The 11644-nt window shown below is 65.3% G+C and carries 10 protein-coding genes; 1 reads left to right on the forward strand and 9 read right to left on the reverse strand.

Annotated elements, in window-relative coordinates; all coding sequences use genetic code 11:
* Positions 1-2: 2 nt before the first annotated feature.
* The 5 genes from rsmD to J7E83_RS05940 all read right to left on the reverse strand — a co-directional run bounded on the left by rsmD (position 3) and on the right by J7E83_RS05940 (position 6498).
* Complete coding sequence (gene rsmD, locus J7E83_RS05920; protein WP_214959942.1) at positions 3-626, reverse strand: 16S rRNA (guanine(966)-N(2))-methyltransferase RsmD; 624 nt, start codon at positions 624-626, stop codon at positions 3-5.
* Positions 627-680: 54 nt separating this feature from the next.
* A complete protein-coding gene (locus J7E83_RS05925; RefSeq protein ID WP_214959944.1) occupies positions 681-2960 on the reverse strand; it encodes an ATP-dependent DNA helicase RecG in 2280 nt (759 codons plus the stop codon).
* Entirely contained in the window at positions 2950-3942 is a 993-nt protein-coding gene (locus J7E83_RS05930; protein ID WP_214960987.1) for a DAK2 domain-containing protein, read from the reverse strand. The genes J7E83_RS05925 and J7E83_RS05930 overlap by 11 nt, the downstream gene beginning before the upstream one ends.
* A gap of 22 nt (positions 3943-3964) precedes the next feature.
* Entirely contained in the window at positions 3965-4915 is a 951-nt protein-coding gene (thiL, locus tag J7E83_RS05935) for a thiamine-phosphate kinase (protein ID WP_251043574.1), read from the reverse strand.
* Between the two features lie 206 nt (positions 4916-5121).
* Entirely contained in the window at positions 5122-6498 is a 1377-nt protein-coding gene (locus J7E83_RS05940; RefSeq protein WP_214959946.1) for a hypothetical protein, read from the reverse strand.
* A 200-nt stretch (positions 6499-6698) separates the two neighbouring features.
* On the opposite strand from J7E83_RS05940, the gene J7E83_RS05945 reads away from it, so the two are divergent.
* Positions 6699-7223: a DUF3515 domain-containing protein gene (locus J7E83_RS05945; RefSeq protein ID WP_214959948.1), complete on the forward strand. Its 525-nt coding sequence runs from the start codon at positions 6699-6701 to the stop codon at positions 7221-7223.
* A gap of 69 nt (positions 7224-7292) precedes the next feature.
* Here the strand turns inward: J7E83_RS05945 and J7E83_RS05950 are convergent, their stop codons facing one another.
* The 4 genes from J7E83_RS05950 to murA are packed head-to-tail and all read right to left on the reverse strand — an operon-like array spanning position 7293 to position 11605.
* Entirely contained in the window at positions 7293-8441 is a 1149-nt protein-coding gene (locus J7E83_RS05950; protein WP_214959950.1) for a D-alanine--D-alanine ligase family protein, read from the reverse strand.
* Positions 8442-8443: 2 nt separating this feature from the next.
* A complete protein-coding gene (locus J7E83_RS05955; protein ID WP_214959952.1) occupies positions 8444-9496 on the reverse strand; it encodes an NAD(P)H-dependent glycerol-3-phosphate dehydrogenase in 1053 nt (350 codons plus the stop codon).
* Complete coding sequence (locus J7E83_RS05960; protein WP_214959954.1) at positions 9493-10269, reverse strand: 1-acyl-sn-glycerol-3-phosphate acyltransferase; 777 nt, start codon at positions 10267-10269, stop codon at positions 9493-9495. Before J7E83_RS05960 ends, J7E83_RS05955 begins: the two co-directional genes overlap by 4 nt.
* Before the next feature lie 10 nt (positions 10270-10279).
* Positions 10280-11605, reverse strand: a complete 1326-nt coding sequence (murA, locus tag J7E83_RS05965) for a UDP-N-acetylglucosamine 1-carboxyvinyltransferase (RefSeq protein ID WP_214959956.1) — start codon at positions 11603-11605, stop codon at positions 10280-10282.
* Positions 11606-11644 lie beyond the last annotated feature (39 nt).

Genomic DNA, 11644 nt, shown 5'->3' on the forward strand with positions numbered 1-11644 from the left:
CCTCAGCTGCCGTGGGGTCCCTGTTCGTCAATAACCAGGTCCTCCTGGCTGGCGTCAGATACCGAGGGCTCTGCGAACCAGAGCCGGGTTTCGCCGTACTTCTTCTCCGCAAAGCGTTCCATACCGTCCGGCCAGCCCGGTTCCGGTGAACGGGACGACCTCTCAACAACTACCACGGCCGACGGTGCGAGGTGGGCGGAGAGCTTCTCCAGCACCGCAGACAAGGCCGGTTCGTCCAGCGGATACGGGGGGTCGAGGAAAACCAGGTCCCAACTGCTGCCATCCCCGGCCCGCTCCAGGAATGACTCCACCCGGGAGCGGTGCACCGTGACCGCCTTGCGTCCCACGACTCCGTTGATGAGGTCCGCGTTGCGCTGGCAGACGGCGCTTGCCTTGGCATCGAACTCCACAAGGTCCACGGCCTCCGCGCCCCTGCTGCCGCTCTCCACGCCCAACGACCCCGACCCCGCATAGAGGTCCAGGACGCGGGATCCGGCAATGATTCCGAAGGCGTCGAGGCGAGAGAACAGCGCTTCCTTGACCCGGTCTGTGGTGGGCCGGGTCAAGCTACCCGGAACATTTACCAGTGGAGTGCCGCCGGCGGCCCCCGCAATGATCCGGCTCATGTCCGGACCGTGCGTTTCCAGTCCGGGGTTCCGGCTGTTTTGTTCAAAGCCGCGCTATCCGCGTTCAAGGAACGCCTCCTTCTCAGGGTTCAGATACTCGTCGATTGCCTCGGCCAGCCATGGATGGCGGACCAAGGAGGGGTCCCGGCCCACGATGTCCTGGGCGTCCTCCCTGGCGCGGGCAATGACGTCTTCGTGCTCAAGCACCCTGAGCAGCTTCAGGGTGGAACGGCCGCCCGACTGCGACGCGCCAAGGATGTCCCCCTCGCGCCTGAGCTTCAAGTCCTCCTGCGATAGCTCAAACCCGTCAGTAGTGGCAGCAACGGCATCAAGCCTCCGCCGGCTCGGATGGCCGGGTTCCAGCGTGGTGACCAGCAGGCAGGTTCCGGGCAGGCCGCCGCGGCCGACGCGGCCGCGCAGCTGGTGCAGTTGGGAGATGCCGAACCTGTCGGCGTCGAGGATGACCATCAGGGTGGCGTTGTGGACATCGACGCCCACCTCGATCACGGTGGTGGAGACCAGCAGTTTGGTCCGGTTTGCCGTGAAGTCCGCCATCGCAGCCGACTTCACCGCCGGCTCCTGCCGTCCATGCAGCGGCGCCAGAGTGACTCCCGCAAGGGACGGCTCCTGCTGAAGATGTTCAACAACGGCGGTCACCGACGCGAGCTCGCGTGCGGCGCCGTCCAGGTCCGCCGCGGCCGGCTCCGCTTCCCCCGGACTGAAGTCGCCGTCATCGTCCGTTCCGATTCTGGGGCACACCACGTAAACCTGATGCCCGGCGTCGACCTCCTCGCGGGAACGGGACCAGATACGGCTCACCCAGCCGGGGTTCTCGGCGAGTCCCACCACATGGGTAGAAATGGGGGCCCTGCCCACGGGAAGTTCGTTCAGCACCGACGTTTCGAGGTCGCCGAAGACGGTCATGGCCACGGTGCGGGGAATGGGCGTGGCCGTCATGACCAGCAGATGCGGAGGCCTGCTGGCCTTGGACCTCAGGACATCGCGCTGCTCCACACCGAAGCGGTGCTGTTCGTCCACCACGATCAGCCCAAGGTCGTAGAACGACACATTCTCGCTGAGCAGTGCGTGCGTTCCGATCACGATCCCGGCCGTCCCGGATGCCGCGTCCAGCATGGCCTGCTTACGGGCCCCGGTGGACATGGAACCGGTCAGCAGGGTGACCTGCACGGCATTGCCCCCAAGGCCCGCCAGCAACCCGTCCCCGGACAGCATAGGATCGCGCGACAGGGAGCCCAGGGTGCGGCGGATCGATTCGAAGTGCTGGGCGGCGAGCACTTCCGTGGGGGCCAGCAAGGCTGCCTGCCCTCCCGCATCAACCACCTGCAGCATGGCCCTGAGGGCCACGATGGTCTTTCCGGAGCCCACCTCGCCCTGAAGCAGTCGGTTCATGGGGGCGTCCTGTCCAAGTTCCTCGGAGAGCGTCTTGCCGACGGCGGCCTGGCCAGCCGTGAGGGTGAACGGGAGCTGCTTGTCAAAGGCGGCCAGGAGGCCGTCCGCCACGGGACGCCTGGCCGTGGCTTCCTCAGCAGCAAGCTGCGCACGGCGCCTGGCCAGGGCGGACTGCAGCACCAGGGCCTCCTGGTACCGGAAGCGGTCCCTGGCGTGCTGCCAGTCGGCGGGAACCTGCGGTGCGTGGATGAGTCGGTAAGCCTCGGCGACGGGCAGGAATTTCTCCCGGGCGGAAACCGCTCCGGGTATCGGATCCGGCAGCGTGCCCAGGTCCACAGTTTCCAAAAGCGTGGAGATGACTTTCTGGATGGACCAGCTGGTGAGCTTGGCTGTGGCCGGGTAGACCGGAATAGGCATGGCAGCAAGCTGCTCCGGGTCCTTTCCCTGCGTGAAGGGGTCCTCGTCCAGGAGGAGGAAATCCGGGTTGGTAAGCCCCAGGGAACCACCAAACCGGGTGACCTTACCCGAGAACAAGGCTCTGCGCCCCTGCAGGAGCTCCGCTTTGGCGCGGTACCCGTTGAAGAAGCTGACCTTGAGGGTTCCCGGGACTTTGCCGCGGTAGTCGCGGCCGCCCACCAGCCGCAGGCCCGATTTCCCGTCGTCGTCGGAAATGACGACGTCGGTAATGTTTCCCCGGCGTGCCCGCATGGAGCGGGTGCTGCTGGACACGACCCGGGCTATCAGCGTGACTTCCTCATCCAGCGGGACGTCGCTGATGGGTGTCAGCTCGCCCCGGTTCAGGTACCTGCGGGGGAAGTAGTTCAGCAGGCCGCCAACGGTGGTCAGTCCGAGATGCTTCTCTATGACAGCAGCGGACCGCTTGCCGATCCGGCGTTCAAGGCCCAGGTCAAGTTCAGCGCTCATGCCCATTGGAGTTCACCGGGTCAGCTTCGGGGTCGCGGGGCAGTGCGAGCTCGCTGACCGTGATGTGGGTGGGGTCCCCGAGGGAACGGATCAGCCGGACGGCCGGGTCCGCATCCGGGACGTGCACGTGAACGCGCCAGCGGTAGTTGCCCTCGGCGTCCGAGGCGGCGCCGACCTGGCTCATGATGACGGATTCGCCGATCTCATCGAGGCGCTGCCGGAGGGTGGCCGCGTTCAGGGGTGAAAGGCTGATGGTGCACATGACTTCCACGCCGTCGTCGTCGGGCATGTCGTTATGGATGTGCGGATCCTGAACGTCGTAACCGTGCAGCCCGTCCAGGAGCTCGCTCTGCAGTTCCTCCCCCAGGACAGCGGAGCGGAGGCAGTCAAGAATGAGGAGCATGCCGACGCCTCCGGCATCTACCACGTGCGCGGCCTGCAGGGCGTCCAGCTGGCCTTCCGTGCGGATCACCGCCGCCAGAGCAGCCTCAACAGCAGCGTCCAGCGCCAGTCCGAGGGCGTGGTTGCTGTCGTCGCCATTTTGCCCGGCATCCACCGCGGCCGCAGCCCGGGCTGCAGCTTCCATCACCGAGAGCATGGTCCCCGGAACGGGGTCGCTCAAGGCGGACCAGGCACGGATCTGGGCGCGGTTAAGGGCTGCGGCAAGGAGCGTGGAGGTCAGGCGCGGGTGGCCTGCCAGCGGTTCAGCCGCTGCGCAGAGGAAAACGGAGAAAAGCGTTCCGGAGTTTCCGCGGGCCTGTTCCATGGCAGCCTGCCCGGCCAGGGCCAGCACCGCGCCCACGTCGGGCTGACGGACGTCGGACCGGCCCGCGTCCGTGTGGAGGGCCTGGGCGGCGGCGCGGACAGTCAGATAGAGGTTGGTGCCGGTATCGCCGTCCGCGACCGGGAAGATATTGATGGCATTCAGGCGGTCGCTGTGATTGCCGATAGCCGTTTCGGCCTTACCCAGCCACCGCTTCATCGCTTGCCCGTTGGCGGCAACCTTAGTCTGCAAAGTGATCCCATCCCCCGGTGCCACTGGCCCGGCCCGCAATTTTAACGCCCGGGTTTTCGGTGGACCCCAGGGCTTGTACTGAGCCTATCGCAGTGAATCCGGAAGGCAGCTGAATGCCCGGAGGGAATGTGGCAAGGAGCCCGTGGTCCTCTCCGCCGCCAAGTACCCACGCCAGCGGGTCGATGCCAAGCAGTTCCGACGCCGGTTCCAGGCGTTCGCCCAAACGTTCCAGCTCCCGGGGTTCCAGGTCAAGGACGACGGTGCTGGCACTGGCCAGCCGTGCTCCGTCCCGGACCAAGCCGTCCGAAATATCCAGCATGGCCGTGGCCCCTGCTGCCCGGGCCACGGGTCCGGCCCACAAGGGTGGCCGGGGCCTGCACTGGATGTCCAGAAGTCCCCGCTGTTCCGGTGACAGGGAATGCACGTCCACGTCCGATTCCAGGAGGGCCAGTCCCGCGGCAGCCTGGCCCACGGTGCCGGCCAGGGCCAGGACATTGCCGGGACGGGCACCCGAGCGCAGAACGGCACGGCCCCCGTTCAGAGTGCCCAGGACCGCGACGCTGACCGAAATTTCCCGGCCCCGGCCCAGGTCTCCGCCGGCCACCGAACAGTCCGCGGCGCCAAGATCCCGGATGCCGGCGATGAGGCCGTCAGCAAGGTCCTCCACCCAGCCGACCGGGGTATCCGGAGGCAAGGTGAGACTGACCACCATGGAGGTGGCGGTGGCACCCATGGCGTTGATGTCACTGAGATTCTGCGCGGCCGCCTTCCAACCTACGTCAAACCCCGTGGTGCGGTAGCCGTTGGCCCATTGAAGCCGGAAATCCTGGTCCTGCACCTGCGTATCGATGCTGATGACGGTCCTCCCGTCGGGAGCAGAGATGATGGCGGCATCGTCTCCGGGACCCAGCAGCGTGGCCGTGGAGTGCGCGCCACCCATGGAAAGACGCGGAAATATCCTGGCCAGCAGTTCGGATTCGGACAGGGCGCCGACGGCCGACGGCGGTTCAAAGTTGGTCTGGGGTTCTCGGTGGAGCAGATTCTCGGCGGGATCTTCGGGGCGGGTTACACGCTTTTCAGGCACGCCACTACGCTACAACGCGGCTGGGACATTCATTGCCGGTACAGGCTGTTGGCCGAACCTCCTCAAGAGGACCTGAGCTCGCTGCAGGGGATTTGGACCTGGTCAAATTTCCACGCCACCGGTGCTACCAGCACAGCCGCAGTGGGAAGGGACGGATCAGCTTCACAGGCCGCCCGGGCTTCGCTGACGCCGGCTGACCAGGACGGGCCGGCATCACGGACCGTCGAGGCCGGCAGGTAGCTGGCGAGGAGAAAGGCAACGAACATTCCGGCGACTGCGAAAGCCGTCCTCTGGTTGACGTGCCCCCGTGTGAGTGCCACGGCCGCGGCCAACGGCACCAGCAGCAGCAGGAACATGGCCGGCGCCGCCGCATAGCGGATGTAGACGAACTCGGTGGCCCAGTCCGTCGCCGTGTAATGGGCATAGTTGAATATGGTGCTGCCGCTAAGCACCACGGAGGCCACCCAGCAGAGCACCGAGGCGCCCAGGGCACCGAGCGCCGTGAGCTTCAGCCCGCGGCCGCCGGCTACGAGGACGTACGCGAGAAGGGCCACTACCAGCAGGCACGGAATGAAAAGCGCCCAGCCTCCAAAAGAGATGATGTTCGATGCCAGGGTCCGACTGTCGGCGTGCCAGATGGAGCCGATCGGCAAGAGCCCGAATCCTAGAAGCACCGATGGAATATCCACGGCATCAGAGGGGGCGGCACCGCTGAAACGCGGTTTCGTCAGAGTGGTCAGGACCTGCAGGACCACGCCCAGCGCCAGGCCGGCGGGGGCCGCGAAATTGCGGCGCCGGAAAGCGGCCCAGACGGCCAGAGGCAGGAACATGCCGGTGATGATCTCACTGGCAGCTGTAAGGAAGGCAGCAAGGAACATCCCTCCCGCTGCCGCGCGGGACTTGGGCTTGTATAGGAGGAGCCAGGGCATGAGCCAAAGGAGGTACCAGTGGAGGTTCGCGGCGTTCCCCAGCACCTCGTGCGGACCGATCGGCAGCAGTACGGGGATCGCTGCGATCATCAACCGGACAGGGACGGCCTCCGTGACCGAACGTGACAGGTGGACGACCGCCACGGAAATGGCTCCAACTGCCAAACAGGTCAGGAGTGACATTGCCAATGCATAACCTTGGAGCGGCACGACGGCATGGGCCAGGCTTGCCAGCATGCGCGGGATCACGTGGAGGTACCCGTCGTAAGAAAGCGGGATGCTCATCAGATCTCCATTGGCGAGAACGTCCCGCAGGAATACCCCGCCATTCTCAGCCCAGACGGTCCTCCGGGCCAGTAGCGGAAGCCTCCCCCAAGCCAGCAGCCCGAGGGCCACTGCGGCTACCGCCCACAGCAACACCTTGGTGCCTTTAATGACCGCCGGGCTGGCCGTCCTCGTCTCTTGGGGCCCTATTCTCCGCGGAGAAGAAGCGTCGATAACTTTAGTCATTTGGTCAGTAGCCTATCGCCCTGCAGCCTGGTGTTACGCCGCCGGACAAAGGACCCGACCCGGTGCAGGCGCGGCGGCTACGTTGATGCTCCTGCATCCCAGGAGGCTGACACCCTCGACGTGCGGAGATACGGATCCAAGCGTTCGAAGTGCAAATCCCAGGATTGGCGCAGCAATCGCTGAATGGAGATGATGGGTTGATGCGCCACACCCCCTTCTCTGCAATATCCGTGCCTGCCGCGGCGGCGTTCACCAGGGCTGCCGGCGCAGCGACCGTCGTGGTTGCAGCACTCTCCCTGACCGCGTGCTCTCCGGTTGTGGACGTGACCGCAGCGAAGGACGCCGCGAACCCCGCCTGCGCTCCCATGATGGTGGCATTGCCGGATGCCATCGGCGATTCCCGGCTGCGGAAGACGAACAGCCAGGCCACCGCGGCCTGGGGCGATCCGTCCCAGGTGGTCCTGCGCTGCGGCGTGAACGTTCCGGGTCCGACCACTGACCGCTGCGTCAGCGTGAACGGCATCGACTGGGTCATCAAGGAAGGCGACCCGGTATGGACGCTGACTACCTTTGGACGTGATCCCGCCACCGAAATCCTGATGGACCCGGACAAGATCAGCTCCGCCACTGTCCTTGCCGATCTTTCTGGGCCGGCTGGAAAAATCCCGGCCACCCGAAAGTGCGTTGGCCAGGAAGACCTGCAAAACCTGCCCGCCACCCAGTAGGCCACTGTTGGGCCCACGCCGGCAGGGTTCCCTTGCCGAAGCGGAGCGAGGTCAGGGTGCCGGTGGGGACTAGCGCAGGCCCGTCTTCCGGTGCAGTGCAAGGTAGATCAGTTCGTCGATCAGGTCCGCATAGTCCAGCCCCGATGCCGCCCACATCTGGGGGTACATGCTTTTGGGCGTAAATCCGGGCATGGTGTTGATCTCGTTAATGATCAGCTCGCCGTCGGGTGTGTAGAAGAAGTCGACGCGGCTCAGCCCTTCGGCGCCCACAGCGTCAAATGCTGCGGCCGCCAACTCCTGTACCCGGGTGATGGCCTCCTCCGGTATGTCGGCAGGGCAGCTCAGCGCTGCGGCGTCGTCCTCCACGTATTTGGCGTTGAAATCATAGAATTCGTGGCTGCCGCCGGCTACGGAAATCTCGCCCGGCATGGACGCGCGGGGCGTATCGGTCCCGCGGCCTTCCAGGACGGCGCACTCGATTTCGCGGCCTACGATGCCGGCTTCGATCACGAGCTTGAGGTCGTGGCGGCGGGCTTCCTTGATGGCGGCGTCCAGGCCGTCCAGGGAATCCACCTTGGAGATGCCCATGGACGATCCGGCCCGGGCCGGTTTGACGAACACCGGAAAGCCGAGCCGGTCCACCTGCTTGCGGACCGATTCGGCATCCTTGAGCCACTGCCGGTCCGTAACGGCGACGTAGGGTCCCACAGGAAGGCCTGCAGCCTCAAAGACCACTTTCATGTAGTGCTTGTCCATGCCCACGGCAGAGGCGAGTACCCCGGCCCCCACGTAGCGGGTGTCCGACAGCTCCAGGAGCCCCTGGATGGTGCCGTCTTCACCGAAGGGCCCGTGAAGCAGCGGGAAAACCACGTCAACTGTTCCGAGTTCCTGCGGAACGGCGTTCGGGGAGGCCACGATCAGCTGGTGCTCACCGCCGATTTCGGCCAGTGTGACCGTTTCCGACGACGGCGGTACTTCCGGCAGTGACGTCGCGGACAGTGACCACTGGGCTGTGTCGCTGGCAGCAAGCACCCATTGTCCCGACTTGGCGATACCGATGGGAATGACGTCGTATTTGTCTTTGTTGATCGCGCCGAGCACTCCGGCAGCCGTCACGCAGCTGACGGCATGTTCGCTGGACCGGCCGCCAAAAAGTACCGCCACACGGGGCTTGGCCCGAGGGGCTGATTCCGGTGGGGTCGGGGTGTCTTTGGACATCGTCAGTAATCGCCTTCAGGTTTCAGGTCCCGCGCCAGCAGCAGCGGCCCCAGTTGGTCAACGGACAGTTTGCCGGCGAGAACCGCAACCACGGCGGCGGTGATGGGCATTTCCACACCCAGCTTCCCGGCGAGCTCGTGCACGGCCTGGCCCGACTTGATGCCTTCCGCTGTCTGGGTCATCTTCTGGGCCACCTCCTCCAGGGTGAGGCCCTGGCCCAACAGCCGGCCGGCCGTATGGTTCCGGGACAACGGCGAGGAACACGTTGCCACGAGGTCGCCCAGGCCTGCCAGTCCAGCCATGGTCCGGGCTTCCCCGCCCAAGGCAAGGGCCAGCCTGGATGTTTCTGCCAGACCCCTGGTAATCACGGAAGCCTTGGTGTTGTCCCCCATCTGCTTTCCTTCACAAATACCCACGGCCAACGCGATAACGTTCTTGACGATGCCACCGATTTCGACGCCGACGATGTCCCCGGTGGTGTACGGACGGAAGTAGGGAGCCGTGCAGCTCCTGGCGATCCAGCCTGCCGCCGCCGGATCCGTGCAGGCCACGACCGACGCCGTGGGCTCCTCGCGGGCAATCTCCATGGCCAGGTTCGGCCCCGAAACCACCGCAACGCGGTCCTGGGGTATGCCCAGCTCCTCGCCGATGACCTCGCTCATCCTTGCGTCCGTGCTGAGTTCCAGGCCCTTCATGAGCGACACCACGACAGCATCCGGAGCAATCAGGGGCTTCCATTCCCGCAACTGGAGCCGCAAGGATTGGGCGGGCACAGCGAGGACCACGAGGTCAGCTCCCGCGAGCACTTCACGCACGTCGGTTGACGCCGTGATACTCACGGGCAACTCAGTGTCTTTCAAGTATTGGAAGTTGCGGTGGATGCTGTTGATCTGTTCCACCACTTCGCTTCGCCTGCCCCACAGCCTGATGCTCCGCTCGTCCCCGGACGCTGTGGCAGCGTCGGCGAGAATCTTGGCGAATGTGGTCCCCCAGGATCCGGCGCCCAGGACGGCAACAGACCGGGCCGAACCCAGGTGAATCCCGTCAGCAGTCACGGGGTACCCGCCCCTTCGTCCGGCTGGACCGGCTGGCCGCGTTCCACAAAACGTCCGTGCTTGGCCTGGTTGTGCTTGGCAGGATCCCACCGCTCAGCGGGCGCCTCCTGGCCCCTGATGCCGGCCAGCAGAGCGGTGACTGCGTCCATAATGACATCGGTGGCGGCCGCCAAGGTGGCCTTGTCCAGGGGACGGCCGGCGAAGGCGCTCAGGTCCACAGGATCCCCCACCACAACGCGCGATGTTTTGCGTGGGAACAGGTGGAACCGCTTTGCGTATCGAGGCAAGACCTCGTGCGCACCCCAGTGCGCGATGGGCACCACGGGGATTCCGCCTTCGAGGGCCAGCCTGGCCGCGCCGGTGTGGCCCTTCATGGGCCACAGGTCGGGATCGCGGGTGAGCGTCCCTTCGGGATAGATGATGATGGCGCCACCCTCAGACACGATCTCCTGGGCGAGCCGCAGCGAGCGGTTCGCACCCGCCGTCGAGCGTTCCACCGGGATCTGCTTGGTGGCCCGCAGGATCCAGCCCAGCACGGGGACCTTGAAAAGGCCGGCCTTGGCAAGGAAATGCGGGGCCCGCTTCTGGTTGTACAGCATGTGCCCCACGATGAGGGGATCGATTTCCGTGCAATGGTTGGGAGCCGCGATGAAGCCACCCGCAGGCAGCTTCTCGGTGCCCTCCCATTTCTTGTCCATCATGACGTTCAGCAGGCTGCGCGCTATCGCGGCGATGACTACAAACGTGGCCTGGCTCTTGGCCGTTTCCTTCACGTGCGCAGCGCTACTTGGTTGCGGTGATGTCGAAGTCGGCGCCGAGGCCGGCCAGTTTTTCAGTGAACCGCTCATAGCCCCGGTTGATGATGTCGATCCCGGTGACCCTGGAGGTGCCGGTAGCGGCCAGGGCGGCGATCAGGTGGCTGAACCCGCCGCGCAGGTCCGGGACGTCGATGTCGGTCCCCTTGAGCTGGGTGGGCCCGGAGATCACGGCGGAATGAAGGAAGTTGCGCTGGCCGAACCTGCACGGCACACTGCCCAGGCATTCCCGGTGCACCTGGATGCTGGCTCCCATCCGGATCAGGGCGTCGGTGAAGCCGAAGCGGTTCTCGTAGACGGTCTCGTGCACGATGGACACGCCTTCTGCCTGGGTCAGCGCAACCACCAGGGGCTGCTGCCAGTCGGTCATGAAGCCGGGATGCACATCCGTCTCCAGGACCAGCGGGTTGAGCTTGCCGCCGCGGTGGTAGAAGCGGATGCCGTCCTCGCCGATGTCCATACCGCCGCCCACTTTGCGGTAGGTGTTCAGGAACGTCATCATGTCCCGCTGCGAAGCGCCTTCAACGAAGATGTCGCCGCGCGTCACCAGGGCGGCTGATGCCCACGACGCCGATTCGTTGCGGTCCGAGAGGGCCCGGTGGTTATAGCCGCCCAGGTCCCGGACGCCTTCGATGCGGATGGTCCTGTCCGTCTGGACGCTGATGATGGCGCCCATCTTCTGCAGTACCGCGATGAGGTCAATGATCTCGGGCTCCGTGGCAGCCCCGGAGAGTTCGGTGATGCCTTCGGCGCGGGTGGCGCTCAGCAGGACCTGCTCAGTGGCGCCGACCGAAGGGTAGGGCAGGGAGATTTTGGCCCCGTGCAGGCCTTTGGGCGCCGAGATGTGGATGCCGCCGGGACGCTTTTCAACCACGGCGCCGAAGCGCCGCAGGACGTCGAGGTGGTAGTCAATGGGCCGGTCGCCGATCTTGCAGCCGCCCAGGTCCGGGATGAAGGCTTCGCCAATGGCGTGGATCAACGGACCACAGAGCAGGATAGGGATCCGGGAATCACCGGCGTGGGCGTCAATAGCCGTGCTCGGAGCAGTCTTAGCCGCCTTGGGATCCAGCGTCAGGTCACCGTTAACGGGATCCTTGACCACCGTCACTCCATGCAGCTGCAGGAGCGAGGTGACTACCTCAACATCCTTGATTTCCGGAACGTTCCGCAACACCGATGGTTCGTTTCCCAGCAACGCGGCCACCATAGCCTTGGGAACCAGATTCTTGGCCCCACGGACGCTGACGCGGCCTGTAAGCGGGACTCCGCCGCGGATTGTCAGAACACTACTCATATACCGGTTTCCTTACGATTACTCGCCCCCAAATACTTG

Origin of the sequence: Arthrobacter sp. ISL-48, from assembly GCF_018613805.1 — a bacterium.
Lineage (GTDB): Bacteria > Actinomycetota > Actinomycetes > Actinomycetales > Micrococcaceae > Arthrobacter.